14 protein-coding genes are annotated in these 15,527 nt (G+C 75.1%); 7 read left to right on the top strand and 7 right to left on the bottom strand.

The window, feature by feature from the left end; translation table 11 throughout:
* Positions 1 to 24: 24 nt before the first annotated feature.
* Both DCS98_RS15850 and DCS98_RS15845 read right to left on the bottom strand, forming a co-directional pair.
* Positions 25 to 741, bottom strand: a complete 717-nt coding sequence (locus DCS98_RS15850) for a PIG-L deacetylase family protein (protein WP_116452356.1) — start codon at positions 739 to 741, stop codon at positions 25 to 27.
* A 37-nt stretch (positions 742 to 778) separates the two neighbouring features.
* Complete coding sequence (locus DCS98_RS15845; RefSeq protein WP_116452355.1) at positions 779 to 1,138, bottom strand: DoxX family protein; 360 nt, start codon at positions 1,136 to 1,138, stop codon at positions 779 to 781.
* A gap of 24 nt (positions 1,139 to 1,162) precedes the next feature.
* Between DCS98_RS15845 and DCS98_RS15840 the strand changes: the two genes are divergently transcribed.
* The 3 genes from DCS98_RS15840 to DCS98_RS15830 all read left to right on the top strand — a co-directional run bounded on the left by DCS98_RS15840 (position 1,163) and on the right by DCS98_RS15830 (position 5,502).
* Positions 1,163 to 1,915 carry a sulfite exporter TauE/SafE family protein gene (locus DCS98_RS15840; protein WP_116452354.1) on the top strand — a complete coding sequence of 251 codons (753 nt, stop codon included), beginning with the start codon at positions 1,163 to 1,165 and terminating at the stop codon, positions 1,913 to 1,915.
* On the top strand, positions 1,912 to 3,153 hold the full coding sequence (locus DCS98_RS15835; protein ID WP_206340293.1) for an SLC13 family permease: 1,242 nt from the start codon (positions 1,912 to 1,914) through the stop codon (positions 3,151 to 3,153). The genes DCS98_RS15840 and DCS98_RS15835 overlap by 4 nt, the downstream gene beginning before the upstream one ends.
* 81 nt (positions 3,154 to 3,234) lie before the next feature.
* On the top strand, positions 3,235 to 5,502 hold the full coding sequence (locus tag DCS98_RS15830; protein WP_164704604.1) for a putative bifunctional diguanylate cyclase/phosphodiesterase: 2,268 nt from the start codon (positions 3,235 to 3,237) through the stop codon (positions 5,500 to 5,502).
* Here the strand turns inward: DCS98_RS15830 and DCS98_RS15825 are convergent.
* The 4 genes from DCS98_RS15825 to DCS98_RS15810 all read right to left on the bottom strand — a co-directional run bounded on the left by DCS98_RS15825 (position 5,492) and on the right by DCS98_RS15810 (position 8,733).
* Positions 5,492 to 5,920: a GNAT family N-acetyltransferase gene (locus tag DCS98_RS15825; protein WP_116452352.1), complete on the bottom strand. Its 429-nt coding sequence runs from the start codon at positions 5,918 to 5,920 to the stop codon at positions 5,492 to 5,494. The two genes, DCS98_RS15830 and DCS98_RS15825, sit on opposite strands and share 11 nt — an antisense overlap.
* A gap of 1 nt (position 5,921) precedes the next feature.
* Entirely contained in the window at positions 5,922 to 7,019 is a 1,098-nt protein-coding gene (locus DCS98_RS15820; protein WP_116452351.1) for a bifunctional RNase H/acid phosphatase, read from the bottom strand.
* Entirely contained in the window at positions 7,016 to 7,756 is a 741-nt protein-coding gene (locus DCS98_RS15815) for a zinc ribbon domain-containing protein (RefSeq protein ID WP_116452350.1), read from the bottom strand. Before DCS98_RS15815 ends, DCS98_RS15820 begins: the two co-directional genes overlap by 4 nt.
* Positions 7,757 to 7,890: 134 nt before the next feature.
* Positions 7,891 to 8,733: a Nif3-like dinuclear metal center hexameric protein gene (locus DCS98_RS15810; protein WP_241038113.1), complete on the bottom strand. Its 843-nt coding sequence runs from the start codon at positions 8,731 to 8,733 to the stop codon at positions 7,891 to 7,893.
* A 64-nt stretch (positions 8,734 to 8,797) separates the two neighbouring features.
* On the opposite strand from DCS98_RS15810, the gene DCS98_RS15805 reads away from it, so the two are divergent.
* The 4 genes from DCS98_RS15805 to DCS98_RS15790 all read left to right on the top strand — a co-directional run bounded on the left by DCS98_RS15805 (position 8,798) and on the right by DCS98_RS15790 (position 14,536).
* Complete coding sequence (locus DCS98_RS15805; protein WP_116452348.1) at positions 8,798 to 10,762, top strand: FUSC family protein; 1,965 nt, start codon at positions 8,798 to 8,800, stop codon at positions 10,760 to 10,762.
* A gap of 37 nt (positions 10,763 to 10,799) precedes the next feature.
* Positions 10,800 to 11,762, top strand: a complete 963-nt coding sequence (locus tag DCS98_RS15800) for an alpha/beta fold hydrolase (protein WP_116452347.1) — start codon at positions 10,800 to 10,802, stop codon at positions 11,760 to 11,762.
* Positions 11,763 to 11,921: 159 nt separating this feature from the next.
* Positions 11,922 to 13,460 carry a WS/DGAT/MGAT family O-acyltransferase gene (locus DCS98_RS15795; protein ID WP_241038186.1) on the top strand — a complete coding sequence of 513 codons (1,539 nt, stop codon included), beginning with the start codon at positions 11,922 to 11,924 and terminating at the stop codon, positions 13,458 to 13,460.
* A complete protein-coding gene (locus DCS98_RS15790; RefSeq protein WP_116452345.1) occupies positions 13,457 to 14,536 on the top strand; it encodes an NAD-dependent epimerase/dehydratase family protein in 1,080 nt (359 codons plus the stop codon). Before DCS98_RS15795 ends, DCS98_RS15790 begins: the two co-directional genes overlap by 4 nt.
* Here DCS98_RS15790 and DCS98_RS15785 read toward each other — a convergent pair whose 3' ends face one another.
* Positions 14,537 to 15,454: an alpha/beta fold hydrolase gene (locus DCS98_RS15785; RefSeq protein ID WP_241038105.1), complete on the bottom strand. Its 918-nt coding sequence runs from the start codon at positions 15,452 to 15,454 to the stop codon at positions 14,537 to 14,539.
* Positions 15,455 to 15,527 lie beyond the last annotated feature (73 nt).

The raw sequence follows: 15,527 nt of genomic DNA, 5'->3' as shown, positions 1-15,527 counted from the left end.
GGGCCGGCCGGGCGGCCCCGGCGCTCAGCCCCAGTAGAGGCGGAAGCCGACGCGGCGCCCGCCGTCCTCCTTCAGCGTCGACATGTCGACGACCTGGCGGGCCTGCTCCTCGACGGGGTCGTCCGACGGCAGCTCCAGGTACCGGCGGTGCTCGGTGAGCGACGCGACCGCCAGCTCGACGGTGTCGCTGACGTCCACCTCGTGCGGCGGGTCGGTCATCTCCCCGACGGCGATGTACGTGACGCCGCTCCACCGCTCCTCGGTCAGGTCCGGGAAGATCCACTCGTTCGCGGCGTCGGCCACCGCGTCGATGACGCACTGGCCGAGCGCGCGGTGGTCGGCGGAGTTGACGTAGGCCGGCGAGACCCCGGGCGGCGTCCAGGTCGCCCCGAAGTAGCCGGTGACGACGAGCTCCGGGCGGTGCCGCCGGATCGCGGCTGCCAGGTCGCGCCGCAGCTCGGGGCCGGCCACCAGCGTGCCGTCGCGGTGGTCGAGAAACTCCACCTCGCTGACGCCGACGACCGCAGCCGAGCGCCGCTCCTCCTCCTCGCGCAGCGGTCCGGCCTCCGCCGGTGGGACGCCCGCCATCCCCGCCTCGCCGCGGGTGGCCAGGAGGTAGTGCACCTCCTTGCCCGTCGCGGTCCACACCGCGACGGCCGCGGCCAGCCCGTACTCGATGTCGTCGGGGTGCGCGGCCACGACCAGGGCGCGCTGCCAGTCGTCAGGCAGGGGAGTCGGCATGGGCGCAGTCTGCCGCCGACCCGTCCGCCGTGGGGGGTCAGCGGCCGCGGGCCACCCGGAGCGCCGCGGTCACCAGCGGCACCTGCAGCGGCAGCCGGACCGCGGCCACCGTCAGCGGCAGCGGCTTCTTCGGCACCACCCGGAACGTGTGCAGGTGCGCGGGCACGAACGCGAGCAGCAGCCCCGCCGCGGCCCACCCACCGGTGCGTCGCGTCGCCGGGGACGAGAGCAGCGCCGCGGTGCCCAGCTCCGCGACCCCGGTCGCCCTCACCCACGTGCGGGCGTCGCCGAGCTCGGGCGGCACCAGCCACTCGTAGGTGCGCGGGCGCACGAGGTGGATCACGCCCGACCCGCCGAGCAACGCCGCCAGCCCGATCGCCCTGCCCGGCCTCCGCATGCGGTCACCGTAGGCTCGCCGCTCGTGCCCGCCCTCGACCTGGTCATCGCCGCGGGCGTCGCCTTCGTCGCGGGCGTGGTCAACTCGATCGCCGGCGGCGGCTCGCTGATCCTCTTCCCGACGCTCGTCGCCCTCGGCCTGCCCACGGTCGCGGCCAACGTGACCAACTCCGTCGCGCAGTGGCCGGGTTACCTCGGCGGCGTGGCCGGCTTCCGCGCCGAGTACGCCGGGCAGCGGAGCCGGCTGATCCGCCTGGGCCTGGTCGCCCTGGCCGGTGGGACGACGGGCAGCGTCCTGCTGCTGACCACCCCGTCGGGGGCCTTCGACCTCATCGTCCCCGTGCTCGTGCTGCTGGCCAGCCTGCTGCTCGCCGTCCAGCCGCTCCTGACCCGCCGGCTGCCCGACGAGGGCGACCGGCCCCGGAGGGACCCCGCCTGGCTGTACGTCGCCCTGTTCGCGGCGACCGTCTACGGCGGCTACTTCGGCGGCGCGCTCGGTGTGATCCTGGTCGGCGTCCTCGGCGTCGCGCTGCACCGGCTGAAGCTGGCCAACGCCCTGAAGTCGGCGTTGTCGGCGGTCACCGCCACGGTCACCCTCGTCGTGTTCGGCCTCTTCGGCGACGTGCACTGGGACGTCGTCGCCGTCGCGGCGCCGGTCAACCTGCTCGGCGGCTTCCTCGGCGCGCGCATCGCCACCCGCATCCCGACCGGTCCCCTGCGGCTGCTCATCGTCACCTTCGGGGTCGCGGTCGCGGTCTACCTCTTCCTCCGCCGGTGAGCGTCGACCTGCTGGCCCTCGGCGTTTCCGCGATCGTCCTGGCCGCCACGCTGCTCGCCGCCACGGCCGCCTCCCCGCGCGTCCCGCCGGTCGCCGTCGCGCTGCCCGGCGCCGCCTTCCTGGTCCTCGTCGGCGCCGTCGGCGCGCCCGAGGCCGAGGCCGCCGTCCGGGCCATCGGGCCCACCGTCGCCTTCCTCGTCGTCATCCTGCTCCTCGCGCACCTCGCCGACCGGGAAGGGCTGTTCACCTGGGCCGCGGCGGTCACGGCTCGACGCTCGGGCCGGTCGGCGAGCTCGCTGCTCGCCCGGGTCGTCGTCCTGTCGGCCCTCGTGACGGCGCTGCTCAGCCTGGACGCGACCGTCGTGCTGCTCACGCCCGTGGTCGTCGCGACCGCGGCCCGGATGCGCGTCTCGTCGCTGCCGCACGCCTACGCGACCGGGCACCTGGCCAACTCGGCGTCGCTGCTGCTGCCGGTGTCGAACCTGACCAACCTGCTCGCCTTCGCCGCGACCGGCCTGTCGTTCCTGCACTTCACGGCGCTGATGACGGCCCCGTGGCTGGTGGCGGTCGCCGTCGAGCACCTCGTCCTCCGCTGGTTGTTCCGCGCCGAGTTGACCAAGCCTGCCGGCGAGCCGGTCACGGCCGTGCCGCCCGTCCCGGTGGTCGGCCTGACCGTCGTGGGTCTGGTGGTCGTGGGCTTCGGGCTGACCTCCCTCGTCGGGATCCCGCCCGTCTGGCCCGCGGTGCTCGGCGTGGTGGTCCTGGCCGCGCGCCAGCTGATCCGGGGGGCCACGCGGTGGACCGACCTCGTGCAGGCGGCGGACCTGCCCTTCGCCCTCTTCGTCCTCGCCCTGGCCGTGGTCGTGCTCGCCGTCCTGCGCAACGGGCTGGAGGCGTTCCTCGGCGCCGTCCTGCCGGACGGGGACGCGCTGCTCCCCCTGCTCGCCGTCGCCGCGATCTCCGCCGTGCTGGCCAACCTGCTCAACAACCTGCCGGCGACCCTCGCCCTGCTGCCGGTCGCCGCCGTCGGTGGTCCGGCGACGGTCCTCGCCGTGCTCATCGGGGTCAACGTCGGCCCCAACCTCACCTACGTCGGCTCGCTGGCCAACCTGCTGTGGCGGCGGGTGCTGGGGCCCGGCGCGCCCTCGCCTGCCCAGCACACCGCGGTGGGGTTCGCGACGGTGCCGCTCACCCTGCTGGCGGCGACGACGGCGCTCTGGGTCGCCCTCCAGGTCTGATCTCCCCCGCAGGGGTGATCTGCCCCGGCCCTCGTTCACCGCTCCCGGGGGCCCGCCGATATCTCCCGCATGGCCGGTCGCATGCGCTCCAGGCTGCTGCCCGGAGCGCCGCGGTGGCTCCTGGGCCTCCTCGTGCTCGTCGCCGTGCCGTTCAGCCTCTTCGGCGCGGTCCGCGTCCTCCGCCCCGCGCTCGTCGCAGGCACCTCGCTGGTCACCGACCTGCCGCTGGTCCTGGCCATGCACGTGCTGCTGCTGGCCGTGCTCGCCTGGCGGGCGCGCCGCGTGACGACCGAGCGCGCGGTCTGGAACCGGCTGGCGCTCGGCGCCGGCGTCTACGCCGCCGGGATGCTCGCCGCCGGCGTGCTGGCCCTGGTGCCGGGGACCGGCGACGCGGCGCTCGTCCCGGCGCTCTGGGCCGGCGTCGCGGTCTTCCCCTTCTGGTACGGGGGCATCGTCCGCTGGAACCGGTACGGGACCAGCCTCGCCGACCCGAACGACGTGCTCAACGGCTCCGCGGCGGTGCTCGCCGTGGTGGCCGTGCTCGACGTGTTCGTCGTCCCCGCCGTCCCGTCGCTGAGCCTGCTCCCGTGGTGGGAGCTGCAGGCACTGGTCGGCCAGTTCGCCGTGTGCTTCGTCCTGGTCGGCACCGCGCTGACCCTGCCCTTCCTGGGCGCGATGGGGCGCGACCCGCGCACATGGCTCGTCGTCGCGGCCCTCACCGCCGACATGTGCGCGGCCGCGGCGGCGCTGGCCACCGGCGGGCGGGGAGCGGGCTGGGTGGCCGTCTCGCACCCCCTGCTCGTCGTCTGCTTCGCCGTCGCCGCCACGCTGCGGTCCCGCCGGGCGGCTCCGCAGCCGACCGACCCGGCGGCCGCCACCATCGGGGCCTACGTGGTGATCGTGGCGGCCACCGCCACGCTGCTGACCGGTGCGCTGATCGGCGCGGGGACCGGCGCCGTCTGGTGCGCCGGGCTGGCCGCCGTCGCCGCCGGGACGCGCCTGGCGGTCAACGTCCGCGAGATCGCCGCGCTGGCCGTGACGCGGCGCGAGGCCCTCACCGACGAGCTCACCGGGCTCGCGAACCGCCGCGCGCTGCTGCGCCGGGTCGAGGAGCTCTCCGCCGAGGGCACGCCCGTCGCGCTGGCGCTGCTCGACGTCGACAAGTTCAAGGAGGTGAACGACGCGCTCGGGCACGCGGCCGGCGACGACCTGCTGCGCCTGGTCGCCCGTCGCCTCGAGCCGGCGCTGCGCGCCGGCGACGTCCTCGGCCGCCTGGGTGGCGACGAGTTCGCCGTCGTCGCCGCCCTCGAGCCGAACGCCCCGGCCGCCGACGTCGCGCTCGCCCTGGGCGCGCGCCTGCACGAGCGCCTGGCCGAGCCGTTCCCCGTGGAGGGCATGTTCGTACACGCCTCGGCGAGCATCGGCGTGGCCAGCACCGACGACGACGTGGTCCGTCCCACCCACCTGCTCCGCCGCGCCGACGTGGCCATGTACGACGCCAAGCGCTCGGGAGGCGGCGTCGCCCTCTACGACAGCCGCCGCCACGCCGACAGCAGCGGCCACCTCGCCCTCGTCGAGGAGCTCCGCCGGGCGCTCACCGACGGCCAGCTGGTCCTGCACCACCAGCCGCAGCTCGACGTCGCCACCGGTCACGTCTCGGGCGTCGAGGCGCTCGTGCGGTGGGCGCACCCCGAGCGCGGGCTCCTCCACCCCGGCGACTTCCTCCCGCTGGCCGAGGTGCACGGGCTGATGGGCGCGCTCACCGAGACCGTCCTCGCGCAGGCGGTCGCGCAGGCGGCCGAGTGGCAGAGCCAGGGCCTGGACCTGCGGATGTCGGTCAACCTCTCGGCCAGCAACCTGCTCGACGTCGGTCTGCCCGGCCGGGTCGCCCAACTCCTCGACGCGCACGGGCTGGCTCCCGCAGCGCTGGTCCTCGAGGTCACCGAGAGCGTGCTGATCACCGATCCCGACCGCAGCCTCGCCGTCGTCGGTGCGCTGGCCCAGCTCGGGGCCACGGTGAGCATCGACGACTTCGGCACCGGCTACTCCTCGCTGGCCTACCTGCGCGACCTGCCGGTGGCCGAGCTGAAGCTGGACCGCTCGTTCACCGCGGACCTGCTCACCGACCGGCGGACCGAGGCCATCGTCGCCAGCACCATCGAGCTGGCCCACCGGCTCGGCCTGCGGGTGGTCGCCGAGGGCGTCGAGGACGAGCCGACGCTGCGGCACCTGCGCACGCTCGACTGCGACGTCAGCCAGGGCTACCTGCACGCCCGGCCGCTGCCCGCCGGCGACCTGGTGGCCTGGCTGGCGGACCAGGGCGCGCCGCGGACGGCCGTTACGCGCTGAGCGCGCGCCGCATCGTCGTCCAGGGGTCACCCGGGCCGGTCCCCGAGCCGACCGCCGCGTAGCCGAGCCGCCGGTACAACGCGGCGGCCCTCACGTTGGTGTCGTCGACGGCGAGCTCGACGCCGAGGTGGCCCGCCGTCGCGAGGCGTCGGTGGGCCTCGGCGAGCAACGCAGTCCCGGTCCCCCTCCCCCGGCACCCCGGGCGCACCTCCACCAGCCACAGCCACGGCTCGGTGCGCCCGCGCCAGGGCGGCAGGTCGGCGGCCAGCACGCCCACCGGTCCGGCCGGGCCGGACGCGGCGAGCATGAGCGCCCGGCCCGGCCCGGCGCCGACCGCGACCGCCAGGCCGGTGCGGGTCCCGTCGTCGAGCCAGTCGAGGACGACGAGGTCCGCGGCGGTGAGGCTGCGGACGTCCACGTCAGCGCAGGTGCGAGGTGTCGTTCACCAGGCGCACCGTGGCGCGTCCGTCCGACGACCAGGCGACCGACGACAGCGATGCCGCCTCGAGGAACACCCGGTGCACCACCGCGTCGCCGGCGTCCAGACCGGCCGCGAGCAGCAGCTTGATCGGCGTCACGTGGCTGACGACGAGCACCGTGCGCCCCGCGTGCTCGGCCAGGATCCGCCGGCGGGCCCGGGCGACGCGGGCGCTCACGTCCGCGACCGACTCGCCCTTCGGCGCGGCCACGGCGACGTCCTCCAGGAAGCGCCGTGCAGCCAGCGGGTGCCGGGCGCGGGCCTCGTCGAAGGTCAGCCCCTCGAGGTCGCCGAAGTCGAGCTCCGCGAGGTCGTCGTCCAGGACGACCGGCAGCCCGAGCACGCCCGCCACGATCTCGGCGGTCTCCCGGGTGCGCCGGAGCGGCGAGGCGACCACGACCTCGATGCCGAGGTCCTTCGCGCGGTGCGCCGCGGCCTCGGCCTCGGCCCGCCCCGTGCGGGAGAGCGGCAGCTCGTTGCGCCCGCTGAAGCGCCGCTCCGGGGTGTGCTCGGTCTGCCCGTGCCGCAGCAGGTGCGTCACCGTGGTGATCACCGGCGCGGTTTCTGCGGTCGGCTGGACGTCGTCCTCGACGACGACGGCCTCGGCGGCGGGATCGCGGTGCACCGGCTTGCCGTCCATCGCGCTGTTGGCCAGGGCGTCGGCGGCGCCGTTCTGGGCGCGCGGCACCCACGTGTAGCGGACGTCGGCGAGCTGCCGGGCCAGCCGCTGGGCCTGCAGGGCCAGCTGCTGCATGTCGGGGTGCTTGACCTTCCAGCGGCCCGACATCTGCTCGACCACCAGCTTGGAGTCCATGCGGACCTCGACGCTGGCGGTGGGGTCGAGGTCCAGCGCGGCCTGCAGACCGGCGACGAGGCCGCCGTACTCGGCGACGTTGTTGGTCGCCCGCCCGACCGATGCCGCCCGCTCGGCGAGCACCCGCCCGGTGTCGGCGTCGCGCACCAGCGCGCCGTAACCGGCCGGGCCGGGGTTCCCTCGCGACCCGCCGTCCGCCTCGACGACCAGCCGCCGCCCGGTCACAGCCCGGACTCGGCGGTGCGCACCAGGATCCGGCCGCAGTTCTCGCAGCGCACCACCTCGTGCGGGTCGGCGTTGCGCACCGCGGTCAGCTCGTTGCCGTACAGCTCCAGCCGGCACCCCTGGCAGGCACGCGCCCGCAGCATCGCCGCGCCGGTGCTCCCGGTCTGGGTGCGGATGCGGTCGTAGAGGGACAGCAGCGGCGCGGAGATCTTCCCGGCCACCTCGGCGCGCGCCGCCTCGTGCTGCTTCGTGCCGTCGGCGATGTCGGCCAGCGCGTCGTCGCGTGCCTGCTCGGCCCGCTCGCGGTCGGCCCGCGCCTGCTCCAGCCCCTGCTGCGCGGCGGTGAGCGTGGCCTCGGCGTCCTCGAGCCGCTGCATGAGCTCGAGCTCCTGGTCCTCGAGGTCGGACTGGCGGCGCTTGAGCGAGTCGAGCTCGTGCTGGAGGTTGGTCATCTCCTTGGGCGAGACGCTGCCCGACTCCAGCAGCCGCTGGTCCTTGGCCTCGCGCGCCCGCACCGTCTCGACGTCGGACTCCAGGCGCTTGACCTCGCGTCCCAGGTCCTTGACCTCGGTCTCGGCGCGCACGACGTCGGCGGAGAGCGTCCGCTCCGCCTCCTCGGCGGCCTGGACGGCGGCGACCTCCGGCAGCGTGCGCTGCCGGTGTGCCAGCTGGGTCAGCGCGACGTCTTCAGCGGCGAGGTCAAGGAGCTTCTGCTGCTCGAAGTGGTCGGCCTTCACGCTGCCAACCTATATGCGCGGGAACGCCTCTCCCCCGGCCGCCGTGCCTTCCCGTGCATGCCCGCTGATGATCAGGGTCCCTGATCATCAGGGGTCCTTCCTCACGGTCGACCGCGAGGTAGGACCCAGAACGATCAGGAAAGCTGATCGTCCTGGGTCGCGCGCGAGCTGACGTGGTGGGTCCACGGATCGGTCCGGCGCCGCGAGACGGCCACCTCGACCTGCCCTCCGAGGTCCTCGGCGAGGCGCGCCGCGGCAACTGGCAGCCACGGCCACTCGGAGGCGTAGTGCGCGACGTCGCACAGCGCCGGGCCGTCGACCTCGCCCGCGTCCGAGACCGGGTGGTGCTTGAGGTCGCTGGTCAGGAACACGTCCGCGCCGGCCGCGGCCGCCGCTCCGAGCAGCGACCCGCCGCTCCCCCCGCAGACGGCCACCCGGCGCACGACGCGGTGCGGCTCCCCCGCGACCCGGACGCCGCCGACGGTCTCCGGCAGGACGGCGGCGACCCGCTCGGCGAAGGAGGCCAGCGTCATCGGCTGGGGCAGGTCCCCGACGCGGCCGAGCCCGGCCGCGGGGTCGGCCCCGGCCGGCTCCAGTGGCACCGCCCCGACCAGTCCCAGGACGTCGGCCAGCGCGGCGTTGACACCGCTGCCCGGCGCCCGGTCGGCGTTGGTGTGCGCGACGAACAGCGCCGCCCCGGCCCGCACCAGCCGGTGCACCAGGGCGCCCTTCGGGTCGTCGGCCGGCACGCCGTGGACCGGCGTCAGGAACAGGGGGTGGTGGGTGACGAGCAGGTCGGTCCCGGTGCCGACCACCTCGTCGACGACGGCGCTGGTGGGGTCGACGGCGAACAGCACGCGGCCCACCGGCTCGTCGGGATCGCCGCAGACCGGCCCGACGGCGTCCCAGCTCTCGGCCAGCGCGCGGTCGTAGCGGGCGTCGAGCGCGGCGATCACCTCGCGCAGGGGCACTGGCACGGCTCGGACCGTAGCTGGCGGCCGGTCCCACGACCCCGGCGCCGTCGATGACAAGCTCTGCTGCGTGACGGACCGCGGGACCCGGGAGCGCGTGCTCCGGGCGCCCGCCTGGCTCGAGGAGCTGGTGCGCACCACGCCGCCGCCGGTCCCCTGGCGCGACGTCGTCCGGTTCGCCGTGACCATCCCGATGCCGCTGGCGGTCGCCGTCCTCGTGGCCGGCGGGGTCCACCCCGGTGCCGCCCTCGGGGCCGGCGTCTTCGCGACCACGGGCGCGCTGGCGGCCACGCTCGCACCGCAGTCCGGTCCCCTGCGCGACCGGCTGCGCCGGATCGCCGCCGCGATCGGCTTCGGCGCCGTCGGCCTGGTCGTCGGTCAGTACGCGAGCGGCGGCGGGTGGGTCCCGGTGGTCGTGATCGCCGCGCTGTCGGCCGTCGCGGCGCTGATCAGCTCCGTCAACGCGGCCATGTCGCTCGGCTCCCTGCAGCTGCTCATCTACACCGCGCTCTCGTCGGGGCTGGTGACGCCGCTGTCGCTCCCGGCCGAGATCGGCTTCTTCTTCGCCGGGGCGGCGTGGGCCACGCTGACCACGCTGGTGCAGGCCCGCACCGAGCCCCTCGACCCCGACCGCACCTCGGTGGCCGCCGTCTTCCGGAGCATCGCCGACCTGCTCGAGGCCAGCGGCAGCGACCGGTCGGACGACACCCGCCGGGGCATGACCACCGCGCTGAACGCCGCCTACGACCGGGTCATCCGCAGCCGCAGCCACTCCGCGGGTCGGATCAAGGAGCTGTCCGAGCTGGCCGGTGTCCTCAACTCCGCCGCGCCCCTGGTCGAGGGGACCGTGGCGGCGGCGCGCGCCGGGGTGCCCGCTGACCCGGACGACGTCACCGCCGTCCGCGCCCTGGCCGCCGCGCTCGAGTCCGACGACGTGCTGACCGAGGAGCGCCCTCCGCCGGTCGACGACGCGCCCCCGGCCCGGCGCGCGGTGCGGCACGGCGTGCGCCTGGTCTGGAACGTCGTCGGGGACCCCGAGGAGCGCGCGGGCGCCGCCGCCGAGCGGCCGGAGGTCGACCTGCGCACCCGGCTGCGCGAGCTGGCCGACCGCACGCTGGCCAGCACCGAGAGCCGCAGCTTCGCCGTCCGCCTCGCGCTGTGCATGACGGTGGCCGAGATCGCCCGGCAGTACCTGCCCATCCAGCGGCCCTACTGGGTGCTGCTCACCGTGGCGATCGTGCTGAAGCCGGACTTCGGCTCGGTGTTCACCCGCGCGGTCCAGCGCGGGGCGGGCACCGTGCTCGGCGTCCTGATCGGCTCGGCGCTGCTGGCGGTCCTGCCGCGCGACGCCTGGGTCCTCGTCGCGATGGCCGTCTTCGCGGCCCTGCTGCCCTGGGCGCGCAACGCCAACTTCGGGTTGTTCTCCGTCTTCCAGACGCCGGTGATCATCCTGCTGCTCGACCTCGCCCTGCCCAGCGGCCCCGGGCTCGTGGGCGCCCGCCTGGTCGACACCCTCATCGGCTGCGCCATCGTCCTGGTGTTCGGCTACCTCCTGTGGCCGCAGACCTGGCGGGCCCCGCTGGACGAGGCGCTGCGCGCCGCGGCGCTCGCCCTCGACGCCTTCGTGGACGCGGCCTTCACCGGCAGCCCGGCGGAGCGGCGGCGCGCCCGGCGCCGGAACTACCGCGCGCTGACCGAGCTGCAGACCCAGCTCCAGCGCCGGCTGGCCGAACCGCCGCCGATCAGCAACCGTGCCGCCGCCTGGTGGCCGGTCATCGTCCAGCTGGAGCGGACGTCGGACGCCGTCACCGAGGCGGTCATCGCCCAGCGGATGGGCGAGCCGGCCCCCGATCTCGCCCAGGTGGCCGTGCTGCGCAAGGCGATCCGGCAGCTCGAGGAGGACGTGCGGGCCCACCGCGCGCCCGACGACGCGGAGATCCACGCCGACGGCGTCCTGAGCCCCGTGGCCCGCGAGGTCGACACCGCCCGCCGCCTGGTGCGGGAGAACGCACCCGGCCGGCGCGGCGGCCCCTGAGGTTGCGGGTGGGAGGGCGGCGCCCTGGGATGGCGGGATGCCGCTGGAGCCGCCGCTGTCCCTCCCTCCCCTGACCGGGCCGCCCCCACCGGGCTCGCGGGTCGTCGAGACCGACGACGGCGTGCGCCTGCACGTCGAGGTCGACGGCGACCCGCACGCGGAGCTCACCGTGGTCTTCGCGCACGGGTTCACCGCCCGCCTCGCCGAGTGGGAGCTGCAGCGGGCGGCGATCCGCGACCGGGCGCGGGTGGTGCTGTTCGACCAGCGCGGGCACGGCCGGTCGGCGGTCACGCCGCTGCCGGACGCGACGATCGACCGCACCGGCCGCGACCTCGGCCAGGTGCTCGACGCCGTCGCCCCCTCGGGGCCGGTCGTGCTGGCCGGCCACTCGATGGGCGGCATGAGCATCATGGCGCTGGCCCGGCAGCGGCCCGAGCTGTTCGGGGAACGGGTCGTCGGGGTGTTCCTGCTGGCGACGTCGTCCGGCGGGCTGGTGGAGACCGGACCGCTGGGCTGGGCGCTCAAGGTCGTCCGGTGGCTGCACCTACTGCCGGTCTACCTGCGGGTCCTGCAGCTGCTGGCCCCGGCGCTCGAGCGGTTCCGGTGGCGCGGCAGCGCGTTCGGCCGGTGGTTCACCCGCCGCCTGCTCTTCGGCCGGGACGACGCCGACCCGGCGAGCGTGCGGCTGGTCCAGCAGCTGCTCGAGGAGACGCCGTACCCCGTCGTCATGGCCTTCTACGCGACCTTCCTGGACCACGACGAGACCGGATCGCTGGCCGTCCTCCGCAGGGTGCCGGTCACCGTCGTCGCGGCGACGCACGACCGGCTCACGCCGTACGAGCACGGGCGGCGCATGGCCGAGGCGATCGGCGCCGGAGCGGAGCTGGTCACGGTGAGTGGCGCTGGACACAGCGTGAACCTGACCCGTACCCAGATCGTCGACGACGCGTTGAACGGCTTGCTGGACCGCGTGGCGACCGGAGAGCGAAAAGCCGGTTGACCGTGCGGTTCGCCGGGCAACGCGAGAGTGTGGTGGGCGTCACCGCGACCGCGTTGCGGTGACGACCCCGACACACCTCACTTCAGCGGCCCCCGACGACGTGGACAGGCCCCGGTCCGAGCAGAGGACAGGGGCGGCGAGGAGCAGAACGTGGACCGGATGAGCGCCCTCGATGCGGGCTTCTTCTACGCGGAGAGCGAGAACACCCCCATGCACGTGGGGTCGGTCGCCGTGTTCGAGGGGCCGGCCCCCACCTACGGCGACGTGGTGCGGCTGATCCTCGGCAAGCTGCCGAAGGTGCCGCGGTACCGGCAGCGCGTGCGCCCGGTGCCGATGCAGCTGGGCCGCCCGCTCTGGGTCGACGACCCGCACTTCCAGATCCTGTACCACGTGCGGCACACCGCGACGCCGCGCCCGGGCAGCGACGAGCAGCTGCGCAACCTGGCCGGCCGCGTTCTCGGTCAGCGGCTCGACATGGCCAAGCCGCTGTGGGAGCTGTGGCTGGTCGAGGGCCTCGCCGACGACCGGTGGGCCCTCATCTCGAAGGTGCACCACTGCATGGTCGACGGCGTCGCCGGCACCGACCTGATGCAGCTGATGTTCGACCTGGACCCCGACGCCACGCACGAGGCGGTCAAGGACTGGACGCCGCGGCGCAGCCCCTCGAGCCTCGAGGTGATGGCGAGCTCGGTGAGCGACAGCCTGACCAGCCCGCTGCAGCAGCTGGCCAACGCGCCGACCATCGGCAGCCCGGTCCGGGCGGCGAAGAGCCTGGCCGACTCCGGCCGCACGCTGGCGAAGACCGTCCCCTCGCTGGCCAAGCAGGCGGTCACCCCCACCGCGCGGTCGCTCAACGGCCCGATCGGGCCGCACCGCCGCTGGGCGTGGACCGAGGGGAAGTTCGAGGAGTTCAAGGCGGTGCGGACGGCGTTCGGCGGCACCGTGAACGACGTCGTCCTCACCGCGATCACCGGCGGCTTCCGCGACCTGCTCCAGGGCCGCGGCGAGCTGTCGTCGGAGAAGCTCGTCGTCCGTTCGATGGTGCCGGTGTCGGTCCGCCGCGAGGACCAGAAGGGCAGCCTGAACAACCAGGTGTCCGCGGTGTTCGTCGACCTGCCGGTCGGGCTCAAGGACCCGCTCGACCGGCTGGCCTCGATCCGGGGCCAGATGGACGAGTACAAGCGCGCGATGCAGGCGGTGGACGCCAACTCGATCATCTCGATGGGCAACTTCATCGCACCCACGCTGCTGTCGATGGGCGTCCGGGCGACGCTGCAGGCCGGGCAGATGTGGTGCCAGGCCGTCACCACCAACGTGCCGGGCCCCCGGGTGCCGCTCTACGTGCTCGGCAAGCGGATGACCAGTGCGACCGCCTACGTGCCCATCGCGGGCGGCACCCGGTGCTCGATCGGCATCTTCTCCTACCTGAACACGATGACGTTCGGGATCAATGCCGACTTCGACGGCTACCCGGACGTCGACGTCCTCTCCGGTGGCATCCGGCGCGGCATCGAGCAGCTGCTGGCGCTGGCGAAGAAGAAGACCGAGCAGGAGGTCCAGGCCGAGGCCGCCGCCGACGCCGTGGCCGAGACCCCGGCCGAGCCGGCCGCTGGGACCCCGGCGAAGTCAGCAGCGAAGAAGGCGCCCGCGAAGGCGTCCCGGCCGGCCAAGAAGACCACCGCGGCAGCCGCCCGGTGAGCCCTGGGAAGCGACGCGGAGCGGGCGCCCTCGGCGAAGGGCCCCGCGGGGCGGCGGAGCCGGACGGCGGCAGCGACGGCGGTCTCACCGTCGCCGTCACCGGCCCGACCGGGACCTTCGGCTCCGGCCTCGTGCCGCTGCTCCAGGACGACGACAGGGTCGCGCGCGTCATCGGGATCGCCCGGCGCCCCTTCGACCCGGCCGAGCGCGGCTGGACGAAGATGGAGTACCGGCAGGGCGACGTCCGCGACGCGGAGGCGCTGCGGGCCGCCTTCGACGGCGTCGACGTCGTCGTGCACCTGGCGTTCCTGATCACCGGGAACGCCTCGCGCGAGACGACCCGCTCGATCAACGTCGACGGCACGCTCAACGTCTTCCGCGCGGCGGCCGCCGCCGGCGCGCGGCGCTTCGTCTACGCCTCCTCCGTGGCGGCGTACGGCTTCCACCCGGACAACCCGGAGACGATAGGCGAGGACTGGCCGACGCGGCCGGCGGCGCGGCTCTTCTACGCCCAGGAGAAGGCCGAGCTCGAAGAGCTGCTCGAGCAGGAGGCGGCGCAGCACCCGGAGCTGGCGCTGTTCCTGCTGCGGCCGCCCGTCGTCCTCGGCCCCAACGTCATCGGCGGCAAGGACGTCCTGCCCGGGCCGCTGGCTCCCCTCGGCCGCCGGCTGTTCGGCCGCCCCCGCCGCCTCCCGGTCCCCGTGCCCGTGTTCGTGCCGGCGCTGCCGATGCAGTTCATCCACGAGGAGGACGTCGGCCGGGCGCTGGTGCAGTGCATCGTCGGGGCCGGTCCGCCGGGCGCCTACAACATCGCCGGGGACGGCGTGCTGACCGCGGCCGACGTGGCCCGCGAGTTCGGTGCGCTGCCCATCGCGGTGCCGCCCCAGCCCGCGCAGGCCGCCGCCCGCGCGTTCTCGCGGCTGCCCTTCCTGCCGCCGGTGGCCGAGTGGGTGGAGGCCGCCAGCCGGCCGGCGATCATGGACACCACCAAGGCGCACGACCAGCTCGGCTGGCGCCCGCGCTACACCGGCCTCGAGGCACTGCGGGACACCCTGCGCGAGCGGCCCGGAGGCTGATCAGGCCGCCGGGGGCACGAGGGCGTTCTCGCGCAGCCAGTCGACCACGACCTGGGCGACCCTGTCGGGCACCTGCAGCTGGGGCACGTGACCGACGCCCGGCAGCTCCAGGTAGGTCCACTCCGGGTGCCGCTGGGCGGCCTGCCGTGCGGCCCCCACGGGCACCAGCCGGTCCTGGTCGCCGTGCAGCAGGAGGACGGGCACGTCGACGGCAGCCATCGCCCGGCCCATCATCCGCGGGTCGACCAGGAGCAGGAGCAGCGAGCGCGCCGCGGTGAGGAAGGCGCGGTCCATCCCCGCGACGTCCTGCCGCTGGTCGACCAGCGCGACCGAACGGTCGAGCAGATCCGGAGGGAGGTCCTCCTCCCGCAGACCGCACATCGCCAGCGTGTCGAGCACGGTGGCACGCGCGCCGTACCGACGGCGCCGCGCGGCCAGGAACCGCTCCCCCACCCCCGGTACCGCGAACGCGGCGAAGTTGGCCGCCACCCGCGCGTCGAGCTTCCTGCGGGGGCCGGGCACCGCAGGGTCGACGAGGACGAGTCCCGACACCGTCTCCGGCGACCGGGAGGCCTGCAGGATCGAGATCATGCCGCCCATCGAGTTGCCCACCAGGACCACCGGCGTGCCGGCCACCTCGCGGAGGAACCGGTCGAGGACGGTGACGTTGTTGCGCACCGTCGCCAGCCGGTGTCCCGGCTCGCTCAGACCGAAGCCGGGGAGGTCGACCGCCAGGACGCGGGCGTGCGGGGTCATCAGCGGGGCGAAGAGATCCCAGTTGAGGTGCGATCCCCCGAGGCCGTGGACGAGCACGACCGTGGGGCCCTCCGCCGACCCGCCGAAGTCCACGTAGTGCACCGGCCCATCGAGGTCGATCGTGCGGCTCGCACCCCCGGTCGCCCGTCCCGTCTCGGTCACGTCGTAACCCCTTCGCGTCGTCGTCCATGGTCGGCCCGCGCCACACGCCACCGTCACAGGTCCGTCGTCTGGA

This window comes from Blastococcus litoris, from assembly GCF_003075095.1.
In the GTDB taxonomy this organism is placed as follows: Bacteria; Actinomycetota; Actinomycetes; order Mycobacteriales; family Geodermatophilaceae; genus Blastococcus_B; species Blastococcus_B litoris.
The sequence above is the reverse complement of the archived record's forward strand: the minus strand, read 5'-3'. Positions and strand labels throughout refer to the sequence as shown.

What these genes read in the sequence shown, in the direction of transcription:
- DCS98_RS15850 (WP_116452356.1), bottom strand. Translation starts at nt 741, where the DNA reads ATGCCGACTCCCCTGCCTGACGACTGGCAGCGCGCCCTGGTCGTGGCC.
- DCS98_RS15845 (WP_116452355.1), bottom strand. Translation starts at nt 1,138, where the DNA reads ATGCGGAGGCCGGGCAGGGCGATCGGGCTGGCGGCGTTGCTCGGCGGG.
- DCS98_RS15830 (WP_164704604.1), top strand. Translation starts at nt 3,235, where the DNA reads ATGCGCTCCAGGCTGCTGCCCGGAGCGCCGCGGTGGCTCCTGGGCCTC.
- DCS98_RS15800 (WP_116452347.1), top strand. Translation starts at nt 10,800, where the DNA reads ATGCCGCTGGAGCCGCCGCTGTCCCTCCCTCCCCTGACCGGGCCGCCC.
- DCS98_RS15795 (WP_241038186.1), top strand. Translation starts at nt 11,922, where the DNA reads ATGAGCGCCCTCGATGCGGGCTTCTTCTACGCGGAGAGCGAGAACACC.